The sequence below is a fragment of the Streptomyces sp. XD-27 genome, from assembly GCF_030553055.1.
GTDB lineage: Bacteria > Actinomycetota > Actinomycetes > Streptomycetales > Streptomycetaceae > Streptomyces.
Window position 1 is genome coordinate 3236656 of the sequence record NZ_CP130713.1, and the last position, 23809, is coordinate 3260464.

Genomic DNA, 23809 nt, shown 5'->3' on the forward strand with positions numbered 1-23809 from the left:
GGCGGAGTGTAGGACACGCTGCCGGGCCCCGTTCGGGGGCGTGCCCTAGGGGGCTTGTGGGGGTAAACCCCCATCCACATCCGCCAGTTGGCAGGATGCCGCGGGCGCGGAAGCCGGGCGAGGCTGGTCCGTATGACGAAGTCCAAGCGAAACGCCGCTCTGCTCGCCGCCTCCACCGCCGTCCTCGGCCTCACCGCACCGCTCACCGCCACGGCGTCGACCGTCGGGCCTCCGCACGCGCCCACGTCCCTCGACTGGGCGAAGTGCGAGGGGCGCGGGCTCGACCCGCGGCAGGAGTGCGCGACCGTCGAGGTGCCGATGGACTACGCCGACCCCGGCGGCAAGAAGATCAGCATCGCCGTCTCCCGTATCCCCAGCGAGAAGCCGGAGGCGCGGCGCGGCGTGCTGCTCCTGATCCCGGGCGGACCCGGCGGGTCCGGTCTCGACGCCCCTTCCGGAAAGGGGCAGAAGCTGCCGCAGGACGTGCGGGACGCCTATGACCTGGTCGGTTTCGATCCCCGGGGGTTAGGCCGCTCCACCCCCGTCACCTGCGGCCTTGAGCACCGCGACCTCGCCGTATCGGGGCTGCGGCCCTGGCCCGCCCCCGACGGATCCATCACGGAGAACTTCGCCGCCGCGCAGCGGACGTCGGACGCCTGCGCGCGCAACGGCGGTGAGCTGATCCGCCACATCAGCACGGCCAACGAGGCCCGCGACATCGACCGCGTCCGGGCGGCGCTCGGCGAACGGAAGCTGTCCGCGTGGGCCACCTCGTACGGCACGTACGTCGGCGCCGTCTACGGCCAGCTCTTCCCGCACCGCACGGACCGCGTCGTGCTGGACAGCAATGACAACCCCGACCACACGCGCGTCTCCCGCGCCTGGATCGCCGCGCACGAGGCCGGCGTCGAGGACACCTTCCCCGACTTCGCCGCGTGGGCGTCGAAGCCCGGCAACCCGGACCGGGTGGCCGAGACGGCGGCCGAGGTACGCCCGCTGTTCCTGCGTCTCGCCGCGCGGCTGGACCGCGAGCCGATCCCCTGGCCCGGCGCCAACCCGGCGGAGCTGAACGGCAACGTGCTGCGCCATACGCTGCTCAACAGCCTCTACGCGCCCGGCGACTACCCCGAGCTGGCCAAGCTGATCCTGGCCGCCCGGAAGGGGACCGTGCCGCCCGCGCCCCCGGCGCCGCCCGAGTCGGTGCTGCAGAACTCCGTGGCGGTCGGCTCCGCGACCATCTGCAACGACATCGCGTGGCCGACGTCGCCCGCCGCGTACGAGAAGGACGTGGCCGAGAGCCGGGCCAGGTATCCGCTGACCGCCGGGATGCCGAGGAACGCGATGCTCTGCGCCGCCTGGCCGTACCCGCCGAAGGAGGCTCCCGTACGGATCACCGACCGCGGCCCGTCCAACGTCCTGCTCATACAGAACGAACGCGACCCGGGCAGCCCGCTGAGCGGCGCTCTGAAGCTGCGCGAGGCCCTGGGCCGGCGCGCGACCATGGTGACCGTGGACGCCAGTGGCCACGACTCCTACCTGGCCAACGGCAACGCGTGCGGCGACCGGACCGTCTCCCGCTATCTGGCGACGGGGGAACGGCCCGGCCGCGACATCTACTGCCGCTAGGCGATCGGAAGCCGTGTCAGGCGATGCGGTCCAGCACGATCGGGTTCGGGGTGAACTCCGTGCCCGGGGCGGCGATCTCGACGGCGCCGTCCAGGGCCGCGAGGGCGTAGTCGTACTTCTCCGGGGTGTCGGTGTGCAGCGTCAGCAGGGGCTGGCCTGCGGTCACCGTGTCGCCCGGCTTCGCGTGCAGTTCGATGCCCGCGCCCGCCTGCACCGGGTCCTCCTTGCGGGCCCGGCCCGCGCCCAGGCGCCAGGCGGCGACGCCCACCGCGTACGCGTCCATCGCGGTGAGGACGCCCGTCGCGTCGGCCGTGATCACGTGCTGTTCGCGGGCGACCGGCAGCGGGGCGTCCGGGTCGCCGCCCTGGGCGGCGATCATGCGGCGCCAGTGGTCCATCGCGGAGCCGTCGGCGAGGGCGTCGGCCGGGTCCTTGCCCGTCACGCCCGCGGCGGCCAGCATCTCGCGGGCCAGGGCCACGGTCAGGTCCACGACGTCCGCCGGGCCGCCGCCCGCCAGCACCTCGACCGACTCGCGGACCTCGAGGGCGTTGCCGGCGGTGAGGCCGAGCGGGGTGGACATGTCGGTGAGCAGGGCGACCGTCCTGACGCCGTGGTCGGTGCCGAGGCCCACCATCGTCGTCGCCAGCTCGCGGGCCGACTCGATGTCCTTCATGAAGGCGCCGGAGCCGACCTTCACGTCCAGCACCAGGGCGCCCGTGCCCTCGGCGATCTTCTTGGACATGATCGAGGAGGCGATCAGCGGGATGGACTCGACGGTGCCGGTGACATCGCGCAGCGCGTACAGCTTCTTGTCGGCCGGGGCGAGGCCGTCGCCCGCCGCGCAGATGACCGCGCCGACGTCCCGGAGGACGTTCAGCATCTCGTCGTTGGAGAGGAGCGCGCGCCAGCCTCGGATGGACTCCAGCTTGTCGAGGGTGCCGCCGGTGTGGCCGAGGCCCCGGCCGGAGAGCTGGGGAACGGCCGCGCCGCAGGCGGCGACGAGCGGGGCCAGCGGGAGGGTGATCTTGTCGCCCACGCCGCCGGTGGAGTGTTTGTCGGCGGTCCGGCGGGGGAGGGAGGAGAAGTCCATCCGCTCGCCGCTCGCGATCATCGCGGCGGTCCAGCGGGCGATCTCCGCCCGGTCCATGCCGTTGAGGAAGATCGCCATCGCGAGCGCGGACATCTGCTCGTCCGCGACCTCGCCGCGTGTGTAGGCGTCGATGATCCAGTCGATCTGGCCGTCGGTGAGGCGGCCGCCGTCGCGCTTGGCGCGGATGACGGAGATGGCGTCCATGGTGCGGGCAGCCTTTCTGATCGCGCGTATGACGCGCAGCCCTTCTGATCGCGCGTTCGACGCAAGGTTCTTACGGGGAGGGTGACGCGTGTAGACCCTAACGCTGGAGGTCGTTCGGGCCGAAAGCGTCCGGCAGCAGTTCGGCCAGCGGGCGGATGCCGGAGGCCGTGTCGACCAGGAGCTCGGGGCCGCCGTGCTCCCACAGCAGTTGGCGGCAGCGGCCGCACGGCATCAGCACGGCGCCGTGCCGGTCGACGCAGACGAACGCGGTGAGGCGGCCGCCGCCGGTGGCGAACAGCTCGGAGATCAGACCGCATTCGGCGCACAGCGCGACCCCGTACGCCGCGTTCTCCACGTTGCAGCCGCTGACGACGCGGCCGTCGTCGACGAGGGCCGCGGCGCCCACCGGGAAGCCGGAGTACGGGGCGTAGGCCCGGGACATCGCGTCCCGGGCCTCCGCGTGCAGCGCCTCCCAGTCGGGGGCGGTGCTCATGTCGCTCACTTGCCCTGTCCCTTGCGGTAGGGCCTGCCGATCGCCTTGGGCATCCGCAGCCGTTGCGCGGCCAGGGCCATGACGAGCAGCGTCACCAGGTACGGGGTGGCGCTGACCAGCTCGTTCGGCACGGTGTCGGTGAACGCGTACCAGACGACCAGCACCGCGGCGACGCCGGCGTTCACCGCGGCCGCGACCATGGCCTTGCGGTAGACCTTCCAGGCGGCGAAGAGCGCGAGGCCGATCGCGGCCAGGAGCAGCAGGGCGTGGACGGTCGGGCCGCCGTTGCGCAGCTGGAGCGCGTCGGTGTAGCCGAACAGGCCCGCGCCCATGGCCAGGCCGCCGGGGCGCCAGTTGCCGAAGAGCATGGCGGCGAGGCCGATGAAGCCGCGGCCGCCGGTCTGGCCCTCGTTGTAGATGTGCGAGCGGACCATGGCGAGGAAGACGCCGCCGAGACCGGCCAGCGCGCCGGAAGTGACCACGGCCGCGTACTTGTACAGGTACACGTTGACGCCGAGGGACTCGGCGGCCGTCGGGTTCTCACCGCAGGACCGCAGCCGCAGGCCGAACGAGGTCTTCCACAGGACGAAGAACGTGCCGACGAAGAGCGCGATGGCGACGAGCGTCAGGGCCGAGATGTCGGTGACCAGGCCGCCGAGGAGACCTGCGACGTCGGAGACGAAGAACCAGTGGTGCTTCTCGACGTCGGCGAGCCAGTCGGACAGGCCCGGCACCGTGAAGTCCTGGATGTCGTCGACCTTCGGCGACTGCCTGGGGCTGCCGCCCTCCGCCTCCAGCGGCCCGAACCAGCGCTTGGCCAGGTAGCTGGTGGCGCCGAGCGCCAGGATGTTGATCGCGACACCGGAGATGATGTGGTCGACGCCGAAGGTGACGGTGGCGATGGCGTGCACCAGGCCGCCGACCGCGCCGCCGAGGACGCCCGCCAGGACGCCGACCCAGGGGCTGGTCTGGTAGCCCGCCCAGGCACCGAAGAAGGTGCCGAGGATCATCATGCCTTCGAGGCCGATGTTGACCACGCCGGCCCGCTCGGCCCACAGGCCGCCGAGGCCCGCGAGTCCGATCGGGACCGCCATGGACAGAGCGGCGGCGACCTGCCCGGAGGAGGTGATGCTGTAGAACGCGTTCTGGTCCTTGGCCGAGACCAGTGCGCTCACCACCGACAGCAGGACCAGGGCGCCCGCGACGAGCAGCAGCACCTTGGCGAACGTCAGCCGGCGCGGCGCCTCGGGCCGTACCGAGGTGGCGGACTTGGGAGTGGTAGCCGTGGCACTCATGCTGCCACCTCCTTCTTCTTGGCCTGGGCGGCGAGTTCCGCGCCGACGCGCTGCTGCTGGCGCTTGAGCGCGAAGCGGCGCACCAGTTCGTAGGCGATGACGACGCACAGGACGATCACGCCCTGCATCACGCCGACGATCTCCTTGTCGTAGCCCTCGAACTCGAGCTTGCCCGCGCCGCGCTCCAGGAAGGTCCACAGCGCGGCGGCCAGCGCGATGCCGACGGGGTTGTTGCGGCCGAGCAGCGCGATGGCGATGCCGGTGAAGCCGACGCCGGTGGGGAAGTCGGCGGTGAACTGGTGGGTGTCGTTCAGCACGGTCGGCATGCCGACCAGGCCGGCCACCGCGCCGGAGAGCACCATGCTGGTGATGATCATGCGCTTGACGTCGACGCCGCTGGCGCGGGCGGCGGACTCGGAGCGGCCCACCGCGCGCAGGTCGAAGCCGAAGCGGGTACGGGCCAGCAGGAACCAGTAGCCCAGGCCCGCCAGGGCCGCCACGACGATGAAGCCCCAGATCGGGTCGAGGCCGGGGCCCGCCGGGATGGTGAAGAAGTGGCTGGACTCCGGCAGCGGCTCGGTGGAGACGACGCCGGACTCCTTGTCGAGGACCGCGAGGCGGCCGTCGACCAGCAGGTAGCCGATCAGCGTGGTCGCCAGGAAGTTCAGCATGATCGTGCTGATCACCTCGCTGACGCCGCGGTAGACCTTGAGCAGGCCGGCGATGGAGGCCCACATCGCGCCGACCAGCATCGCGACGAGGATGATCAGCGGGATCTGGACGAACCCGGGCAGCGACAGGGCGCCGCCGACGACGGCCGCGAGGAACGCGGCGAGCCGGTACTGGCCGTCCACGCCGATGTTGAACAGGTTCATCCGGAAGCCGACGGCCACCGCGAGGCCCGCGAGGAAGTACCCCGTGCCCTTGTTGAGGATGTAGACCTGGCTGTCGGACTTGGAGCCGTACTCGAACATGATGCTGAACGCGTTGAACGGCTCCTTGCCGGTCGCCGCCAGCACCAGTGCGGTCAGCAGGAACGCCGCGACCAGGGCCAGCAGCGGCGCCGCGATCGCCAGGACCACGCGCTCCTTGTCGATCCTGCGCAGGATCGACTGCGAGGAGCCCGTCGGGGCCTGCGTCTTCTCGGTGGTCTTCATCGGTCCTCTCCCCCGGCGCCCTGACCTTCGTCGGTGGGGGTCTCGTGGTGCTCCAGATGGCCGGACGCGGCGCCGGTCATGGCCGAGCCCAGCTCCTCCGGGGTGATCGTGGCGGGGTCGGCGTCGGCGACGAGCCGGCCGCGGTACATCACGCGCAGGGTGTCGGACAGGCCGATCAGCTCGTCCAGGTCCGCGGAGATGAGCAGGACGGCGAGTCCCTCGTGGCGGGCCTCGCGGATCTGGTCCCAGATCTGGGCCTGCGCGCCGACGTCCACGCCGCGGGTCGGGTGGGCGGCGATCAGCAGCTTGGGCTGGTGGCTCATCTCCCGGCCGAAGATCAGCTTCTGCTGGTTGCCACCGGACAGCGAGGCCGCGGTGACCTCGATGCCGGGCGTACGGACGTCGTAGTCGCGCACGATCCGCTCGGTGTCGCGCCGGGCGGCGGCCGGGTCCAGCAGGCCGCCCTTGCTGTTGGGCTTCTCGGTGACGTGCCCCAGGATGCGGTTCTCCCACAGCGGGGCCTCCAGCAGCAGGCCGTGCCGGTGGCGGTCCTCGGGGATGTACCCGATGCCGTCCTCCCGCCGCTTGCGGGTGGGCGCGTGGCTGATGTCGGCGCCGTCGAGGGTGACGGTGCCGTGGTCGGCGTCGCGCATGCCCATGATGGCCTCGACGAGCTCGGCCTGGCCGTTGCCCTCGACGCCGGCGATGCCCAGCACCTCGCCCTTGTGGATGGTGAAGCTGATCCGGTCCAGGACCGCGCGCTCCACCCCGTCCACGTCCTGCGCCATCAGGTGCAGCCCGTCGACGGTGAGCATGGGGACGTCGGTGACGGTGGACTCGCGGGCCTCCGGCGAGGGCAGCTCGCTGCCGACCATCAGCTCGGCGAGCTGCTTGGGGGTGGTCTCGGCGGGGACGACCGACGCCACGGTGGTGCCGCGCCGGATGACGGTGATGTCGTCGGCGACCGACAGCACCTCGCCCAGCTTGTGGGAGATGAAGATGACGGTCAGGCCCTCGGACTTCAGCTCGCGCAGGTTGTCGAAGAGCGCGTCGACCTCCTGCGGGACGAGCACGGCGGTCGGCTCGTCGAGGATCAGGGTGCGGGCGCCGCGGTAGAGGACCTTGAGGATCTCCACGCGCTGCCGGTCGGCGACGCCGAGGTCCTCCACGAGGGCGTCGGGGCGCACCCCGAGGCCGTACGCGTCGGAGAGCTCCTTGATCTTGGCGCGGGCGCCGGACCCGATGCCGTACAGCTTCTCCGCGCCGAGGACGACGTTCTCCAGCACGGTGAGGTTGTCGGCCAGCATGAAGTGCTGGTGCACCATGCCGACGCCGCGGGCGATGGCGTCCGCCGGGGAGTGCAGCTCCACCTGGGTGCCGTCGATCGCGATGGTGCCCTCGTCGGGACGCTGCATCCCGTAGAGGATCTTCATCAGGGTCGACTTGCCCGCGCCGTTCTCGCCGCAGAGGGCGTGGACGGTCCCGCGGCGCACGGTGAGGTTGATGTCGTGGTTGGCGACGACTCCGGGGAACCGCTTGGTGATTCCGTGGAGCTCTACGGCGACGTCTCCCGAGACGTCGGCAGGTGGCTCGCCCGGGACGGGCTTGGCGGCTTTGATGGCGCACTCCTGTGGGGTGGGACAGCGGCGGAAAGATCGCGTTAGGGGGCGCGGCGCGCGATGGACCTGGCGGACGGTGCGTCATCCCCCAGGTCCATCGAACACGCTGTGGTGAGCTGCGGCCGGTGATCGGGCCGTGCTCGGCGGGCCGGGATCAGCCCTTGTAGGTGTCGACCACCTTGATCTTGCCGTCGATGATCTTCTTCTTGGCGTCTTCCAGCTTCGGCTTGATGTCGTCGAGGAAGCCGCCGGAGTAGGACAGGCCCACGCCGTCGGTCTTCAGCGAGAACCGCTGGGCGCCCTCGAGCGGCTTCTTGTCCTTGAGGACGCTCTTGATGAAGTCGTAGACGGCGACGTCGACGTTCTTCACGGCCGAGGTGAGGATCGAGTGCTTGTAGGCGGACAGGCTCGGGTCCAGGTACTGGTCGCTGTCGACGCCGATGGACCAGGTGCCCTTCTTCTTGCCGGTCGCCTCGATGGCGCCGGCGCCGGAGCCGCCGGCCGCCGAGTAGATCACGTCGATGTTGTTGGAGAGCATGCCGTCGGCGATGTCCTTGCCGCGGTCGGGCTGGCCGAAGCCGGACGCGTTCGGTGCGACCCACTGGACGTCCACGGTCGCCTTGGGCTTGGTGTCCTTGACGCCCTGCGCGAAGCCGCCGGCGAACTTCTTCAGCAGCGGCGCGCTGGAGTCACCGCCGATGAAGCCGACCTTGTCGGTCTTGGACTTCAGCGCGGCGGCGACACCCGCCAGGTACGAGCTCTCGTTCTCGGTGAAGACCAGGCTGGTGACGTTCGGGGCATCGACGACGGAGTCGATGATCGCGAAGTCGGTGTCCTTGAACGCGTCTTCCTTGGAGATCTTGGTCACCGCGGCGTTGTACTTGAACCCGACGGCGATCACCGGGTTGTAACCGGCCGCCGCCAGGTCCTTGAGCTTCTGGTAGCGGTCGGCGTCGGTGTCGGTCTCCTTGGCCGTGAGGTCCTTGCCCGCGACCTTGAATTCCTTCTTGGCCTTGTCGAAGCCCTTGGCGGCGGAGTCGTTGAACGAGTGGTCGCCGCGGCCGCCGACGTCATAGGCGAGGCCGATGCCCTTGTCCTTGCCGCCCTCTTCGGAGCTGCTGCCACAGGCGGTGAGCGAGAAAGCGAGAGTCGCGGTGGCGATGCCCGCGACGGTGATCGTGGATACCCGGCGCACGAGGGGTCCCCTTCGGCTCGAAAGCGCCTCCTTTGGCGCTGGTTTCGCCGCATCGTAACGCGCGTAGATGTCAGATAAAGGGGTGCTTCGAAGCCGTTATCGGATCGTCGCGAACCTGGCTTGGCCGCCACGTCTACAGAAAGTGTCGATCATGTAAAAGTGGGTGTCCGGACCGATTTTCGGCCACCGGAAGCGACCATTCCTGCTACGGAACGTGACGGTCGAGCATCGCCGCGGCCGTGAAGAGCTCCACACCGACCTGGATGGCCCCCTCGTCCACATCGAAGTCCCCGCGGTGCAGGTCGCGCCGCGTGGTGTCACCCGGCCGCCGGACCCCGAGGCGGGCCATCGCGCCGGGCACATGTTCCAGATACCAGGAGAAGTCCTCGCCACCAAGGCTCTGCTCCGTGTCCTCCACGGAATCCCCCCATGGCGCAGCACCATCGCCCGGCGCAGCAGCTCGGTGGAGGACGGCTCGTTCACCACCGGCGGCACGCCGCGGACGTAGGTGATCTCGGACTTGGCGCCGTGCAGGGAGGCGATCTCGTCGATCGCGGCGTGCACCAGGTCCGGGGCCTCCCGCCAGGCCGGCAGGTCCAGGCAGCGGACCGTCCCGGAGAGCTCGGCGCGCTCGGGGATGACGTTGCAGATGTGGCCGGTCGCCAGCCGCCCCCAGGTCACCGCGAGCCCCGAGCGGGCGTCGACGCGCCGGGCGAGCAGCGCGGGCACCTCGGTGGCCACCTTGGCGGCGGCGGTCACCAGGTCGGTGGTCAGGTGCGGGCGCGCGGTGTGTCCGCCCGCCCCGTTCAGCGCGACCTCCAGCCGGTCGCAGGCCGAGGTGATCGCCCCCGTCCGCAGCCCGATCCGGCCCACGTCCACCTTGGGGTCGCAGTGCACCGCCAGGATCCGGCCGACGCCGTCCAGCACGCCCGCCTCGACCACCTCGGCCGCGCCGCCGGGCAGCACCTCCTCGGCGGGCTGGAACAGCAGCCGTACGGGATGCGGGAGCCGTCCCGCGCGATGCATTTCGGCCAGGACCAGACCGGCGCCGAGGACGACGGTGGTGTGCACGTCGTGGCCGCAGGCGTGCGCCCGGTCCGGGACGGTCGAGCGGTACGGCACGTCCTTGGTGTCCGGGATGGGCAGCCCGTCGATGTCCGCGCGCAGCGCCAGCATGGGCCGCGCGGCGGCGGGGCCTTCCGTGGGGCCGACGTCGCAAACCAGTCCGGTGCCGGTGGGCAGCACCCGGGGGCTGAGCCCGGCCTGCTCCAGCCGGGCCTTGATCGCCGCGGTGGTACGGAACTCGCAGTTGCCCAGCTCCGGGTACCGGTGCAACTCACGGCGGAACGCGATGAGTTCCTCCCGCAGCGCCTCGGAAAGCGTGCCGGCAGGCTCCGCGTCGACGGGGGTCACGGCGTCGGCGGAGGCGACGGCGGTCACGGCGTCAGCGGCGGCCGCGGCGTCGACCGTGGCGACAGCGGCGGCGGCTTCGACGGCGGTGACGGCCTCGGGACTCGTCGCAGGGGACATCACGTGGTTCACCCGATGAAGCGTATGCCGATCCACGCGGCGCCTGGGGTGCGATCAATGAAATTTCAGCCCCATAGGGGACGGAAACCCGGCCTGTTCGCGCATGATCTGCCTTGTCAGGGGTATACCGCGTCTTTTTCGGGGGCTGAGGTGAGCTGGGCGACTTCTCAGAGTGTGGACGCGTGGACGACTCAGGGCGTGGACGGACCTCAGGATCCGGACGGTCAGGGCGTGGACGGTGCCGACTTCAGGCGGTGCACGTCGCGGGCCGTACCGGTGACACCGGAGAGGAAGCCCTGGGCGCGCGGTGAGGCGTCGCGCGTCAGCCAGGCCGGATCCACGTCGCAGACCGCCACCCGCACGCCGGTGCCCGCGAGCGCGAGCGGCAGCGTGTGGACCACCGTCGACGGGAAGCTGAGGATCGTGCGCCCTATGGGGCCGCGGCGGGCGATCAGCTCCAGGGGCAGATCGGGCCGTACGACCTCCAGCCCGATCTCCGCGCTCACCCGGTGCAGCTTGTCCGCGCTCTCACGGCGGTGCGCGAAATAGCGGGTGGCGCCGTGCGTCCTGGCGAGCTCGGCGACCGCCTCCAGATAGCGGTCCAGGTCCACCACACCGGTCTCGACCAGGGACGTACCGACCAGGTCGGTGCCCTGGGTGAGGCGCGGCGGGCCGAACCGGGCGCGGGTCCAGGCGAAGGAGTTCGGGGTGACGGTGACGCCCGGCGGCGGCTCGACGGGCATCGAACTGAACACCTCGACCCGGCGGTCCCCGCCGGGGGTGAGCCGACGGCGCGCTGTAGCGGATACGGGCGCGAAGACGACGTCACGCGCCCCTCGGCCGCTGCCGCGCCGGTGCCAGCGCACGAGGCGCTCGCCGCGCGCCAGCTGGGAGATGAACTCCATCGTGGCCGTGCCGTCGTCGACGACGACCAGGTCGCGGGCGCGGGTGAGGGTCAGCAGGAGCTGCACGTAGCGGGAGAACGGATCGCCGATGACGATCCGGTCGGCGCGCCGCAACGGGCCGGAGAGCCCGCCGACGGTACGGAACGGCGCGCCCGCCCCGCCGCGCGCCTCCTCCCAGCGCACGGTGACGCCCTCGTCGCGGGCGAGTTCCGCCATCCGGCGGAGCTGGCCGCGGGTCATGGGGTCGTGCGGGGAGAGCACGACGATGGTGAGGCTCGAGACGGCCGCGCCGAGCACGGGGGCACCGCTGGTGCCGGTGGCGGTGGCGTCCCCGCCATCCCCGCCGCCCGTGTCGTCCGCGCCGTCCGCGGGAGGCTGTTCGGGCCCCTGGCCCGGGACCGCCCCGGGGTCCGGGGTGGCCCCCGGGGCCGGGGCGGCCCCGGGCCCGGCGGGGGCCGGCCCCGGCGCGGGCGGCGGGTCCGGGTCCGCCGCCCGCAGGGCGTCCGTGTAGGCCCACTCCAGGACGTTCAGCAACTGGACCGGACTCTCCACGAAGGCGAGGGTCTCGGGCCGACGTGCCGCGTCGCGCGGCAGGGGCCGAACGCGGCGCGCAGGGGTACGCGCCGCGTCCGGGGACGCTGGGCCGCTCGGCGGCCCGGCCGGTGTCGTCTCCACCAGTGACCTGTCAGTCCTGTCCAGTTCCGGTCCCGTTGTGTCCAGTGCCGTGTCGTCCCGTCAGACCGCGGCCGGCTCGCGGTCGCCCGCCTGGGCGACGACGCCCGCGACGCGGCGCAGCTTCTTCATCGGGCCGAGCTCGCTCTCGTAGACCTTCTTCACACCATCCCCCAACGACTCCTCCACGACGCGGATGTCGCGGACCAGGCGCTGCAGGCCCTGCGGCTCGACGGACGCGGCCTGGTCCGAGCCCCACATCGCGCGGTCCAGGGTGATGTGGCGCTCGACGAAGACGGCGCCGAGGGCGACGGCGGCCAGCGTGGTCTGCAGACCGGTCTCGTGGCCGGAGTAGCCGATCGGCACGTTCGGGTACTCGGCCTGCAGGGTGTTGATCACGCGCAGGTTCAGTTCCTCGGCCTTGGCCGGGTACGTCGAGGTGGCGTGGCACAGCAGGATGTTCTCGCTGCCGAGCACCTCCACCGCGTGGCGGATCTGCTTCGGGGTGGACATGCCGGTCGACAGGATGATCGTGCGGCCGGTGGCGCGCAGCGCGCGCAGCAGCTCGTCGTCGGTCAGCGAGGCGGAGGCGACCTTGTGGGCCGGGAGGTCGAACTTCTCCAGGAAGGCGACGGCCTCGGTGTCCCACGGGGAGGCGAACCAGTCGATGCCGCGCTTCTTGCAGTGCTCGTCGATGGCGCGGTACTCGTCCTCGCCGAACTCCACCCGGTGGCGGTAGTCGATGTACGTCATCCGGCCCCACGGCGTGTCGCGCTCGATGTCCCACTGGTCGCGCGGGGTGCAGATCTCCGGGGTGCGCTTCTGGAACTTGACCGCGTCGCAGCCGGCGTCGGCGGCCACGTCGATCAGCTTGAACGCGTTCTCCAGGTCGCCGTTGTGGTTGATGCCGATCTCACCGGTGACGTAGACGGGCCGGCCGGGGCCGGCGATCTTCTGGCCGAGGGTGCGGAGGCGGATGTTGGAGCTCACGTGAAACCTTTCGGGAGGTCCCGGCCGTTGGTGCGGCCGGGGCGGAACAGAGTCGATTGGGCTGCGCTGCGGCGCCTGGTGTGTGCGCGGTTCTGAGGTGCGCGCCGTTACTTGAGGGGGTGACGGTGAAGGCGCCCCGGACGTCGGGTCAGGGCCCCTGACGTCGGGTCAGGACAGGTCCTTTCCGAGGAGCCACGCGGCGATCTCGCGGATCGCCCCGTGCCCTCCTGGTGTGGAGGTCACCGCTCGGGCGGCACCGCGCACCACGTCGTGCGCCGTGGCCACCGCCACCGGCCAACCGACCACGTCGAAGCACGACAAGTCGTTGACGTCGTTTCCGACATAGAGCACGCGCTCGGGGCGATGCCCTGCTCCTCGCACCACTGCTTCAGTGCGAGATCCTTGCGGTCGATGCCGTGCAGCACGGGGATGCCGAGCTTGCGCGCACGCGCGGCGACGACCGGGTTCTGCTCCGTGGACAGGATCAGCAGCGCCAGCCCCGCGCGGCGCAGCGCGGCGATGCCGAGTCCGTCGCCGCGGTGCACGGCGACCAGTTCCCGTCCGTCGGAGTCGATCAGCACCCTGTCGTCGGTCTGGGTGCCGTCGAAGTCGATGACCACCGCGTCGATGTCGTCGCGGGTGGGGAGGCTGCCGGGGCGCGGGGCGTCCAGCAGCGGTGCGAGGGCGCGGGCGCGCGCCAGGTCGTGCGGATCGTCGATCTCCAGCACGCGGGCGGCGTCGGTGCGCACCAGGGCGGTACGGCCGAAGAAGCGGTGCTTCTCGGTACGGAAGCCGTCGACGCGCATGGCGTACGCGGCGCCGGTCTCCAGCAGGTCCTGGGGGCGGTCCTGGCGGCGGGGGCGGAAGGACTTGTCGTGGTTGACGCCGTAGCCGCCTTCGGCGGCAGGGGGCACGACGGGGGGCCCGGCGACGGCGGAGGCCGGGGAGGCGCCGATGGCGTCCTCGCCGGTGCCGACGGGGCCGGTGGCCGCGCCGGTGGCACCGGTGCCGGTGTTCTGTGCCGCCCCGGCGGATCCGTCCGCGACGCCCGTCGAGCCGGCCCCGGCGCGCCGCGCCGCCGCCGGTACGGCTCCCGCCGGAGCCGTCGACCGCGCGCTCGGGACACCGCCGGAAGCCGTGCCCGGCGCGGGCGTCACCGGGTACGCCGTCGTGCCGTACGCGGCGAAGCCGCCGTCGTCCGCCGCGTCGCGCCAGACGAAGCCGTGGAAGGGGGCCACGGTCAGCGCGCTGTCGGCCCCGTCCTCCAGCACCGCCGCCGCGACGCCGTCCACGTCCTCCCGGACGATGAACGGGCTGGTGCACTGCACCAGCAGCACGACCTCGGCGGTGGTCCGGTGCCTGCTCTCGAACGCGTCCAGCGCGTGCAGGACGGCGGCCTCGCTGGTGGCCGTGTCGCCCGCGATGTCGGTGGGGCGCTGGATGACCTCGGCGCCCGCGCCCCGCGCGGCGGCGGCGATCCCCGCGTCGTCGGTCGAGACGATCACGTCCGTCACCAGGCGGCTCGCGCGGCACTCGCGGACGGCGCGGGCGACCAGCGGCACACCCCCCACGGAGGCGAGGTTCTTGGCGGGCACGCCCTTGGATCCGCCGCGGGCGGGGATCACGGCGACGACGCGCCGCTCGGGGACGGTCGGCATTGCGGCTCCTTCGAGGCCGTCGGGGCGGCTCACAGCGCCTCCCCGGTACGGCCGGTGACGGGGGCGACACGCGGAACGCCGGGGCGGTGTTCGCCTGGGCGGTGTCCGCCGCGCGCGCCTTCCTGCTGGGTGTGACGGCTGCTCGCGGCGCCGCCCAGGCGGCGGATGATGAGTGCCACGCGCCGCACGCCGTGGCGGTACGCGCCGCGCGCGCCCTGCCGCCAGGGCTGCGGGGAGTGCGAGGGCTGTCGCGGCTGGCGGAGCCGCCAGGCGCGTCGGGGCTGGGCGAGCTCAACGCGCTGGGCGGACTGGTCGGGCCGGGCGGGCCGGGGCTCAGCGCGCTGGCCGGGCTGAGCGGGCTGGGCGAACTGGCCGAGCTGCCCCAGCCACTCGTACGGCCCGTACCCGCCCGGCTGCCCGGGATGTCCGCGCCACCCGGCGCCGCGGCCGGTCACAGCTCCCCCATCCGGCGGATGACGGGCGCCACGCGCTGCACGCCGTGGCGGTACGCGCCGCGCGCCGCCTCCCGCATCGTGTTGCGGACGACGCGCCGCAGTCCGCTGGGCGCGGCGTCCCCGGTGGGCGCGCCGGGCCGCGGGGTGCCGTCGGGCTGGAAGCCGTACCGGCCGAGGATGCGCGGCAGATAGCCGGGCGCGGTGGTCGGCGTGTAGTACGGGGCCGGCGGCGGCAGCTCGGCGGCGGCGGCCAGCTCGGCGACCCGCTCGCGCGCCGCGTCGAAGGCGGTCCCGTAGCTCCCACCGGCGCACACGCCCTGCCGGGCGACCCACTCCGGGTCGGGCTTCGGCAGGTGGCCCGCGTCGAGCTCGTCCCAGGAGGCCAGGCAGCCGGAGCCCAGGAAGTGGTGGTTGCCGAGCACCTCGCGGATGCCCAGGTCGGTGAGGACGGCGGTCGGGATGCCGCGGTGCAGCGACTCCAGGGCCGCGGTCGAACTGACCGTCACCAGCAGGTCGGCGGTGTCCAGGACCTCGCCCATGTTGCCGTAGGAGAGGCGGAAGTTGGGCGGGGCGCCGCCCTCGATCCTGGCCGCCAGCTTCTGGTACGGCAGTTCCTCGATGTGCGTGGTGTGCTCGCCGGGCCTGCTGCGCAGCTTCATCAGCACCTCGCGGTCGGGGTGCTTGCGGGCGTGTTCCACGGCGCGGCGCAGCAGGTACGTACGGTCGGCGCGGTTGTCGGGGACGGACGGCTGGACGGCGAAGACGACGGTGCCGCCCGGATACGTACGGCTCTTGCGCGCCTCCGGGGCGTACGGTGCGCCGCCGAGGAAGGGCAGGGCGCACTCCACGACGCTGCCGGGGTCGGCGCCGACGCCGCGGTAGACCGCGCGGAACCGGTCGGCGTCGTAGGCGGAGTTCGCCAGCACGACATCGGCGCCGTGCCGCAGCAGCAGGCCGTCGGCGAGCTTCTCGTAGACGACGCCGACGTAGCCGGTGACGACGACGGGGCGGCGGGCCGCCGCGGCATCCGCGGCGGGTGCCTGCCAGGCCCGCGCCAGTCCGTGCAGCATCGCCTGCACGGCCCCGCCGACGCACGACAGTACGATCACGTCGTACGACGAACGGCTGACGGCCTGTACGAACTCCGCGCCCGTGACCTCGCGCAGCGACTGCGCCCGCACTCCCACCTCGGCGAGCTGACGCACCGTCGGCGTCGCCCGGCCGCGCAGCAGGAAGCCGTCCAGCCGGGTGTCGTCCTGATCATCCGACGAAACCAGGCGGTGCGCGGTGAGCGCGCCCCACTTCCACCGGGTGTCGGAGTCGGCGAGCACTGCTGCGCGCAAGGGGGAATTCGTACGAGTGGGCACGTCGCCGACGGTAGGAAGCGATTCCGATTCTCCGCCCAACGCAGGTGCAACAAACGGTTAACAGCACGTCGACGCTTGGCGAAGCGGCAGGCCGGAGCGTCGGGTTAACCATTCTGACGTTCTTCGTTCACCTTCAGGTACACCACAGGTCAAGACGAATGCCAGACGGCGACCTACCGTCACCCGAGTGGTTAAGCTCTCCGTCATCGTGCCGTTCTACAACGTGCAGACCTATGCCCCTGACACCCTGCGAAGTCTGCGTGCGAACGCACGCGACGACTTCGAATTCATTCTCGTGGACGACTGCTCGGCCGACGAAACGCCGGAGATCCTGGAGCGCGCCGAGCGCGAGCTGCCGGGGGCGGTCCTGGTGCGGCACGAGAGGAACGGCGGGCTCGCCACCGCGCGCAACACCGGACTGGACGCGGCGAGCGGCGAGTACCTCACGTTCCTCGACGGCGACGACTGGCTCGCGCCGGGCTACTACGAGCAACTCCTCGAGGTGATCGAGGACTTGGGCGTGGACTTCGTCCGTACGGACCACGTCCAGTGCACCGCCCGCGCGCGCACGATCCACCGGGTGCCGGTGGGCCGCCGCGGCGTGGTGATGAACCCGCGCGACGCCATCCTCCCCGCCGACCGCTCGACGTCCGTCGACTACGCCTACGCCTGGGCGGGCATGTACCACCGCCGGCTGGCGGACGACGGCCTGCTGCATTTCACGCACGGCCTGCGCACCGCCGAGGACCGGCCGTGGATCTGGCGGCTGCACCGCGAGGCGCGCAGCTTCGCGGTGGTCGGGCTGCTGGGCGTGTTCTACCGGCGCGGCGTCGCCTCTTCGCTCACCCAGATCGGCGACGTACGGCAACTCGACTTCATCCGCGCATTCGATCAGGTTATCGAGGAAACCGCCCGGGATCAGGAGGCGGATAAACTCCTTCCGAAAGCCGTCCGAACATATTGCGCCATCATCTCGCACCATCTGGGCAATATCGAAAGATTCGAACCCGCGGTCGCCCGCAAGCTGCGCACCATGAGCGCGGCGGCGATGAAGCGCATGCCGCAGGACATACTGAAAGACGCGCTGAACTCCATGGACTACGAGCGTGCCGCACGGCTCAGGCGGCTCCGCCGCAGGCCCGTGGCCGGAGAGGTGGCGGCCTGATGCCCGCGCGCGGCGCACGCAAGCGCACCCAGATCTTCTTCGCCTCCACCCTCTACGGCGCCGCCACCCTGGCCGCCGCGCTGGACGCGGACCTCTTCGAGCCGGCCGACCGCAGACTGCTGCTGATCAGCAACAACGCCGCGACGCCGGAGACCACTCCGGCGCTGGACGAGATGCCGGGCTTCGATCGGCTGCGGGACCGGTTCGACGGGCTGCTGTCGTGGAACGAAACGATCCGCCCGTTCCACCCGGGCGGCTGGTCGCCGCGCGCCAACGACGTCCCGCTGTGGGAGCGGCACCTGCGGCTGCTGTGGGGGCTGGGCGACGACACGGTCGAACTGGCCGTGGAGTCCATCCAGGTGGCCCCGGCGCTCTCCCTCGCCAAGCTCTTCCCCGACTCCCCGCTCGACGTCTACGCCGACGGGCTGATGAGCTACGGCCCGACCCGCAACAAGCTCGACCCGCTGGTCGGCACCCGTATCCGGCGGCTGCTCCATCTGGACCTGGTGCCGGGGCTCAAGCCGCTGCTGCTCACCGAGTTCGGCGTCGAGGCGGAGATCATCCCCACCGACGCCTTCGCCAAGACGCTCGCCGAACTGTCCCACGCGGCCCCGCAGACGCCGGAGCTGGACGCGCTGGGCGCGGCGGCCGAGCGGCCGGTCCTGCTGCTGGGCCAGTACCTGTCCGCGCTGGACATCCTCACCCCCGAGGAAGAGGAGCGGCTGCACGTCCGCATGCTGCGCGGCGCGTACGCGCTCGGCCACCGCAACATCGTCTTCAAGCCGCACCCCACCGCCCCCGCCCGCTGGTCGCGGATGCTGGAGAAGGAGGCCGGGGAGCTGGGCGCCGAGCTGACCGTGCTGGACGCGCCGGTCCTGGCCGAGGTGCTCTACCAGCGGCTGCGCCCGACGCTGGTGGTCGGCTGCTTCTCCACCGCGCTGCTCACCGCGACCGCGTTCTACGGCCTGCCCGCCGCCCGGATCGGCACCGAGGTGCTGCTGGAGCGGCTGACCCCGTATCAGAACAGCAACCGGGTGCCCGTCACGATCGTCGACGCGCTGCTGCCGGACCTGGAGGACCGCGCGGCGGTCACCGGCTGGACGCCCACGGACGGCGAGCGCACGGCGCGCGAGGCGGACCTGACCGGCCTGGTCACGGCGGTCGGCTTCGCGATGCAGGCGCAGATCTACCCGACCCTGCGGCCCGCCGCCGAGCGCTATCTCAGCAGGCGCCTCGACGCGAACACCTGGCGCTACTTCAAGCGGCGCCGGCTGACCGCGCTGGCCCTGCCGGGCGCGGTCCCCTCCCAGCTGTCGTTCGTCTCCCGCAACGAGACGGTCCGCCGCGTCGCCCGCCGCGCCCGCGCCGTCCAGCGCAAGATCAAGAAGAAGACCACCCAGTGACAGCTCCCAGCAACACACTCCCGACACCCCGCCCGGGAGTGACCGAAACGCCGGAACAGACGGAGATACGGCAGGGGGCGCGCGGCTCCAAGAGCGCGCCCCTGCCCGGCCCGCCGCCCGGCTCCGCGCCCTGGACGGGCTGCGCCTGCTCGCCGCCCTCATGGTCGCCGCCTACCACTACGGCGGCCGCGGCGGCGAGATCTCCCACGCGTGGGGCAGCTCGCCGCGCGACCAGTTCCCCACCGCCTCCGGCTACTTCGCGTACGGCTGCCTGGGCGTCCAGATCTTCTTCGTCATCAGCGGCTTCGTGATCTGCATGAGCGGGTGGGGGCGGCCGCTGCGCGGCTTCTTCGCCTCCCGCGTCTCCCGCCTCCTCCCCGCCTACTGGGCGGCGATCCTCCTGGTCACCGCCGTCTTCGCGCTCCCCTGGGTCACGTACAAGACGGTCTCCGCGAGCGACACGCTCCTGAACCTCACGATGATTCAGCAGCCGCTGGGCGCGGACCGGGTGCTCGGGGTCTGCTGGACCCTCTGGGCGGAACTCCGCTTCTACGCGCTCTTCGCGCTCTTCGTGGTGCTGCCGGGCGCCAGCCGCCACCGGGTGGTGCTGTTCTGCGCCGTGTGGACCCTGGCCGCGGCCCTGGCGGACGCCACCGACGAATCGTTTCTTCAGACCGTCCTGATGCCCGAGTACGCCCCGTACTTCATCGGCGGCATCGGCCTGTACCTGATCCACCGCTTCGGCCACGACGCGCTGGCCTGGGGCATCGTGGGCCTGAGCTTCCTGGTCGGCCAGCACTACGCGGTCGCCGGGCTCTGGCACCCCTCCGGCGCGGGCTCCTTCTCCCACCGCAGCCAGCTCGGCATCATCGCCGTGGTGGCGTTCGGCTACCTGGCGGTGGCCCTGGTCGCGTGCGGCAGGCTCCAGTGGGCGAACTGGCGCTGGCTGTCGGTCGCGGGCGCGCTGACGTACCCGTTCTACCTGGTCCACGAGCACCTGGGCTGGGTGGCGGTCGAGGCCCTCCACCGCCATCTGGGCATCCCGTCGTACGCGACGTTCGCGCTGACCATCGCGCTGATGCTGCTGCTGGCGTGGCTGCTGTACCGGTTCGTCGAGCAGCGGCTCACCCCCCTGCTGAAACGGGCGCTCGCGCCGGCACGCTGAGCTCAGGCCCGCCGGGCCGACGGCAGCAGGGTCGCCTCGATGCCCGCGATGATCGCGCGCAGCCCCTCCTCGAAGCGCTCCTCGTAGTCCAGGAACAGGTCCGCGCCCGCCGCCGCGGCCAGCGGGTAGTCCGCGCCGATGCGTTCCGCCCGCTGGTCGACGTCGTACCCGGGGGTGACGCGTTCGCCGGGCGCGGACCGGACCGCCTGCTCCTCGGTCACGAAGCCGAGGGTGAAGGTGTACGCGATGAAGGACGCGCGCGCGGCGGCGCTCGGGGTGAAGCCCGCGTCGACCAGGACGCGCAGGTGGGTCTCCATCGCGGCGGCGTGGCCGGTGTCGGTGAACCGGGTGCCGCCGAAGACCTTGGCGCCGTCGCGATACCGCAGCAGGGCGTCGCGCAGGCCGCGCTGGGTCCGGGCGAGCTGTTCCTGCCAGGTGGCGGCGGGGGCCATGGGGGTGCGGGTCATCTCGCGGTAGACGGCGGTGGCCATCTCGTCCAGCAGTTCGCCCTTGTTCTTGAAGTGCCAGTAGAGCGCGGGCGCCTGGACGTTCAGCTCCTTGGCGATGCGGCGCAGGGTGAGCCCGTCCAGCCCCACCTCGTTGAGCAGCCGCAGCGCGGTGTCCACCACCAGGGCGCGGTCCAGTCGCGTCGTCGCCATGGGGTCATTGTCCCTGCTCCACGCAGCACGCTTGACAACTTAACGGCGTTAAGCGCACCCTCGTCGGCATGGAACTTAACAGCGTTAAGGAGGCGGGGATGCCGGCCGAAGAAGCATCGATCGAGGTACTGGTCGTCGGCGCCGGGCCCGCGGGACTCACCCTCGCCGTCGATCTGGCCCGGCGCGGCATACGGGCCCTGGTGGTCGAGCGCGGCGCCGAGCTGTTCCCCGGCTCGCGGGGCAAGGGGCTCCAGCCGCGCACCCAGGAGGTCTTCGACGACCTCGGCGTCATCGGGGCGGTGCGGGCGGCGGGGGGCCCGTACCCGCCGATGATGGACTGGGACGGCGACCGGCGGCTGGGCGCGTTCCAGATGATCGACAGCGTCGAGCCGACGCCGGGCGCCCCGTACCACGAGGTGTGGATGCTCCCGCAGTGGCGCACCTCGCGCATCCTCTACGAGCGGCTGCTGGAGCTGGGCGGCGGCGTCCGGTTCGGCACCGAGCTGACCGGCTTCGCGCAGGACGCGGACGGGGTCGAGGCCCGACTGCGGCACGCGGACGGGGTCGAGGCCCGACTGCGGCACGCGGACGGGTCGACCACGACCGTAGGCGCCCGCTACCTCGTGGCGGCCGACGGCGGCCGGAGCACCGTCCGCGCCGCCCTGGGCATCGGCATGACCGGGGAGACCGTCGACCCGCGCCCCATGCTGGTCGCCGACGTCCGGATCGACGGGATCGACGCCGACCACTGGCACGTGTGGCAGCAGGCCCCGGGCGGCGGCATCGCGCTGTGCCCGCTCGCCGGAACCGACCACTTCCAGGTGGTCGCGGGCTACGAAGACACCGACGCCGTACCCGACACCTCACCCGAGGCCGTACGCCGACTGGTCGCGGACCGCACCCCGCTGACCGCAGCCGACGTCCGCGAGGTCCTGTGGGCCTCCACCTTCCGGACGCGTGCGGCGATGGCGGACCGGTTCCGCGAGGGCCGGGTCTTCCTCGTCGGGGACGCGGCGCATGTGCACTCCCCGGCGGGCGGCCAGGGCCTGAACACCAGCGTGCAGGACGCGTACAACCTGGGCTGGAAGCTCGCCCACGTGCTGCGCCACGGGGCCGACCCCGCACTGCTGGACTCCTACGAGGAGGAGCGGCTGCCGGTCGCCGCCGGGGTGCTGGGGATCAGCACCCGCATCCACCGGGCGGCCATGGCGGGCGACGCGGAGGGGCAGCAGCGCACCGCCGAGGTCCACCAGTTGGGGCTGTCCTACCGGGGCGGACCGCTCGCGGCGGAGCTGCGGCACGCGCTCCCGCAGGGCGCGCTGCGCGCGGGCGACCGCGCCCCCGACGCCCCGTGCGCCCTGCCGGACCTCACCCCGCACCGCCTGTTCGACGCCTTCCGCGGCCCTCATTTCACGCTGCTGGCGCTGGGCGGCTGCGAACCGCCGCCGTACGAGGGGGATCTGCTGCGGACGTACGCGGTCGGCGGCCCGGCCCCCGACCTGCTGGACACGGCGGGCCACATACGCGGCGGCTACGCCGAGCGCGGCCTGTTCCTGATCCGCCCCGACGGGTACGTGGCACTGGCCGCACCGGCCACCCCGGACGGGACGCGCGCCCTGGCCGACCACCTCAGGCGCTACGGGGTCCTGGACCGGGCAGGAGCAGGGGCGACCGACGCGTACAACCCTCGGCGCTCGGCGGAGGTCTGACCGGAGGTCAGCTTCACGATCAGCAAGGAGCGACCGCATCGCATGAGACACAGACACACGCTGGGTGCCGCCGCGGCCACCGCCCTCGCGGCGACGCTGCTCGCGCCTCTCCACGCCCAGGCCGCCCAGGCCGCCCAGGCCACTGCGCACACCGCCGCCGCCCGGTACGCCGATGACTTCAACGGCGACGGCTACCGCGATCTGGCGTTCGGTACGCCGTTCGGCATCCATGGCGGCCGGTCGACCGCCGGCCATGTCGGCGTCGCCTACGGATCGGCCCAGGGCCCGGGCAACAACCCCCTGCCCATCGGCCAGGAGAGTCCCGGCGTGCCCGGAACCGCCGAGGAAGAGGACCAGTTCGGCCAGACGTTCACCAGCGGCGACCTCGACTCCGACGGCTATGCCGACCTGGCCGTGAGCGCCCCATACGAGGACGTGGGAGGGACCCGGGACCGGGGGACGGTCACCATCCTGTGGGGAGGCAACCTCGGTCTGCGCGGCGGCGCGAACATCCCGGACAAGGCACCGGCGCTGGACGGCTACTTCGGACAGCAGATGGCCGCCGCCGACTTCACCGGCGACGGGACGTGCGACCTGGCCGTACTCCAGGACCGGACCGTGCGCCTGTACAAGGGGCCGTTCACCCGCGACGGAAAGCCGAAGGCCGTGCTCGCCAAGCGGCTCGCCCACGAAGCCCGGAAGCTGGTGGCCGGGAAGGTCAACAGGACCGCCGCGGCGGACCTGGTCCTGGTGGGCGAGGGCAGGACCGAGGTCCTCCTCGGCACGGACAGGGGCTTCGCCACCTCGCGCACGACCATGGCAGGCGGGCGGGAGGCGGCCATCGGCGACTTCGACAAGGACGGATACGGCGACATCGCCGTATCCGACGGGTGGGCCGACCTCGGCCGGATCCGTGCCGCAGGCCGGGTGACGGTCGCCTACGGCAGCCCGCAGGGCATCAGCCCCACCCGGCGGGCCGTCACCTTCACCCAGAACACCAGCGGCGTTCCCGGCGGGGCGGAGGCGGACGACCGCTTCGGCTCCGACGTATCGGCGGGCGATGTGAACGGTGACGGCCACGCCGACCTGGTCGTCGGCGCGGCGGAAGAGGACAACACCGGCGGCGCCGCCTTCCTCAAGGGCTCGCCCCGGGGGCTGACGGGCCAGGGGGCCCGCTGGATCGCCCAGGGCGCCGGGGGCGTACCGAACCGCTCCGGCGACACGTTCGGCGAATCCGTGCGGGTGATGGACACCAACCGGGACGGCAAGGCCGACATCGCCATCGGCGACCCCAGCGTCTACGGCTGGGAGGGGATCGCCTGGTCGATTCCCGGCCGTTCCACCGGTCCGGACGGGCAGAACTCCACGGTGATCTACGCTCCCGGCTCCCTCGGCGACCGGCACATCTCCGTGCAGTTCGGCGGCTACCTGCCCGACTGAGGCCGCCGGTGG

17 protein-coding genes and 2 pseudogenes are annotated in these 23809 nt (G+C 72.2%); 6 read left to right on the top strand and 13 right to left on the bottom strand.

What is annotated here, in order from left to right; translation table 11 throughout:
• The first annotated feature begins 132 nt into the window (after positions 1–132).
• Positions 133–1626, top strand: a complete 1494-nt coding sequence (locus Q3Y56_RS13630; RefSeq protein ID WP_304462197.1) for an alpha/beta hydrolase — start codon at positions 133–135, stop codon at positions 1624–1626.
• Positions 1627–1642: 16 nt separating this feature from the next.
• Here the strand turns inward: Q3Y56_RS13630 and Q3Y56_RS13635 are convergent, their stop codons facing one another.
• From Q3Y56_RS13635 to Q3Y56_RS13690, 12 genes and pseudogenes are all read right to left on the bottom strand, one after another.
• A complete protein-coding gene (locus Q3Y56_RS13635) occupies positions 1643–2920 on the bottom strand; it encodes a thymidine phosphorylase (protein WP_304462198.1) in 1278 nt (425 codons plus the stop codon).
• 97 nt (positions 2921–3017) lie between these two features.
• Positions 3018–3413, bottom strand: coding sequence for a cytidine deaminase (locus tag Q3Y56_RS13640; RefSeq protein WP_304465596.1), 396 nt, complete (start codon positions 3411–3413; stop codon positions 3018–3020).
• 5 nt (positions 3414–3418) lie between these two features.
• Positions 3419–4708, bottom strand: coding sequence for an ABC transporter permease (locus tag Q3Y56_RS13645; RefSeq protein WP_304462199.1), 1290 nt, complete (start codon positions 4706–4708; stop codon positions 3419–3421).
• The gene (locus tag Q3Y56_RS13650) at positions 4705–5814 is read right to left on the bottom strand and encodes an ABC transporter permease (protein ID WP_304465597.1); all 1110 of its coding nucleotides are present in this window, start codon (positions 5812–5814) and stop codon (positions 4705–4707) included. Before Q3Y56_RS13650 ends, Q3Y56_RS13645 begins: the two co-directional genes overlap by 4 nt.
• Before the next feature lie 47 nt (positions 5815–5861).
• Complete coding sequence (locus Q3Y56_RS13655; RefSeq protein WP_304465598.1) at positions 5862–7484, bottom strand: ABC transporter ATP-binding protein; 1623 nt, start codon at positions 7482–7484, stop codon at positions 5862–5864.
• Positions 7485–7638: 154 nt separating this feature from the next.
• Positions 7639–8679 (bottom strand): BMP family protein, encoded by a 1041-nt coding sequence (locus Q3Y56_RS13660; protein WP_304462200.1) that lies wholly within the window; start codon positions 8677–8679, stop codon positions 7639–7641.
• A 205-nt stretch (positions 8680–8884) separates the two neighbouring features.
• Positions 8885–10092, bottom strand: a pseudogene (locus Q3Y56_RS13665) (amidohydrolase).
• 341 nt (positions 10093–10433) lie between these two features.
• Positions 10434–11708: a hypothetical protein gene (locus Q3Y56_RS13670; RefSeq protein ID WP_304465599.1), complete on the bottom strand. Its 1275-nt coding sequence runs from the start codon at positions 11706–11708 to the stop codon at positions 10434–10436.
• Between the two features lie 141 nt (positions 11709–11849).
• Complete coding sequence (locus tag Q3Y56_RS13675) at positions 11850–12776, bottom strand: N-acetylneuraminate synthase family protein (RefSeq protein ID WP_304462201.1); 927 nt, start codon at positions 12774–12776, stop codon at positions 11850–11852.
• Between the two features lie 239 nt (positions 12777–13015).
• Positions 13016–14434: an acylneuraminate cytidylyltransferase gene (locus Q3Y56_RS13680; protein ID WP_304462202.1), complete on the bottom strand. Its 1419-nt coding sequence runs from the start codon at positions 14432–14434 to the stop codon at positions 13016–13018.
• Positions 14435–14463: 29 nt separating this feature from the next.
• A complete protein-coding gene (locus Q3Y56_RS13685; protein WP_304462203.1) occupies positions 14464–14889 on the bottom strand; it encodes a hypothetical protein in 426 nt (141 codons plus the stop codon).
• A complete protein-coding gene (locus Q3Y56_RS13690) occupies positions 14886–16220 on the bottom strand; it encodes a DUF6716 putative glycosyltransferase (RefSeq protein WP_304465600.1) in 1335 nt (444 codons plus the stop codon). The genes Q3Y56_RS13685 and Q3Y56_RS13690 overlap by 4 nt, the downstream gene beginning before the upstream one ends.
• Before the next feature lie 223 nt (positions 16221–16443).
• Between Q3Y56_RS13690 and Q3Y56_RS13695 the strand changes: the two genes are divergently transcribed.
• The 3 genes and pseudogenes from Q3Y56_RS13695 to Q3Y56_RS13705 form a co-directional block, all read left to right on the top strand.
• On the top strand, positions 16444–17421 hold the full coding sequence (locus Q3Y56_RS13695) for a glycosyltransferase family 2 protein (protein ID WP_304462204.1): 978 nt from the start codon (positions 16444–16446) through the stop codon (positions 17419–17421).
• The gene (locus Q3Y56_RS13700) at positions 17421–18824 is read left to right on the top strand and encodes a polysialyltransferase family glycosyltransferase (RefSeq protein ID WP_304462205.1); all 1404 of its coding nucleotides are present in this window, start codon (positions 17421–17423) and stop codon (positions 18822–18824) included. Before Q3Y56_RS13695 ends, Q3Y56_RS13700 begins: the two co-directional genes overlap by 1 nt.
• 115 nt (positions 18825–18939) lie before the next feature.
• A pseudogene (locus Q3Y56_RS13705) lies at positions 18940–19989 on the top strand (acyltransferase family protein); the annotation flags it as partial.
• 2 nt (positions 19990–19991) lie between these two features.
• On the opposite strand, the gene Q3Y56_RS13710 reads toward Q3Y56_RS13705, so the two are convergent.
• The gene (locus tag Q3Y56_RS13710; RefSeq protein ID WP_304462206.1) at positions 19992–20648 is read right to left on the bottom strand and encodes a TetR/AcrR family transcriptional regulator C-terminal domain-containing protein; all 657 of its coding nucleotides are present in this window, start codon (positions 20646–20648) and stop codon (positions 19992–19994) included.
• 98 nt (positions 20649–20746) lie between these two features.
• Here Q3Y56_RS13710 and Q3Y56_RS13715 point away from each other — a divergent pair, with 98 nt between their 5' ends.
• Both Q3Y56_RS13715 and Q3Y56_RS13720 read left to right on the top strand, forming a co-directional pair.
• Complete coding sequence (locus Q3Y56_RS13715; protein WP_304462207.1) at positions 20747–22357, top strand: FAD-dependent monooxygenase; 1611 nt, start codon at positions 20747–20749, stop codon at positions 22355–22357.
• Positions 22358–22399: 42 nt separating this feature from the next.
• Positions 22400–23797, top strand: coding sequence for an FG-GAP repeat protein (locus tag Q3Y56_RS13720; protein ID WP_304462208.1), 1398 nt, complete (start codon positions 22400–22402; stop codon positions 23795–23797).
• Positions 23798–23809: the final 12 nt, after the last annotated feature.

Coding starts and splice junctions, on each gene's coding strand:
- Q3Y56_RS13715 (WP_304462207.1), top strand. CDS start 20,747: ATGCCGGCCGAAGAAGCATCGATCGAGGTACTGGTCGTCGGCGCCGGG.
- Q3Y56_RS13700 (WP_304462205.1), top strand. CDS start 17,421: ATGCCCGCGCGCGGCGCACGCAAGCGCACCCAGATCTTCTTCGCCTCC.
- Q3Y56_RS13645 (WP_304462199.1), bottom strand. CDS start 4,708: ATGAGTGCCACGGCTACCACTCCCAAGTCCGCCACCTCGGTACGGCCC.
- Q3Y56_RS13680 (WP_304462202.1), bottom strand. CDS start 14,434: ATGCCGACCGTCCCCGAGCGGCGCGTCGTCGCCGTGATCCCCGCCCGC.
- Q3Y56_RS13635 (WP_304462198.1), bottom strand. CDS start 2,920: ATGGACGCCATCTCCGTCATCCGCGCCAAGCGCGACGGCGGCCGCCTC.
- Q3Y56_RS13640 (WP_304465596.1), bottom strand. CDS start 3,413: ATGAGCACCGCCCCCGACTGGGAGGCGCTGCACGCGGAGGCCCGGGAC.
- Q3Y56_RS13630 (WP_304462197.1), top strand. CDS start 133: ATGACGAAGTCCAAGCGAAACGCCGCTCTGCTCGCCGCCTCCACCGCC.
- Q3Y56_RS13720 (WP_304462208.1), top strand. CDS start 22,400: ATGAGACACAGACACACGCTGGGTGCCGCCGCGGCCACCGCCCTCGCG.
- Q3Y56_RS13710 (WP_304462206.1), bottom strand. CDS start 20,648: ATGGCGACGACGCGACTGGACCGCGCCCTGGTGGTGGACACCGCGCTG.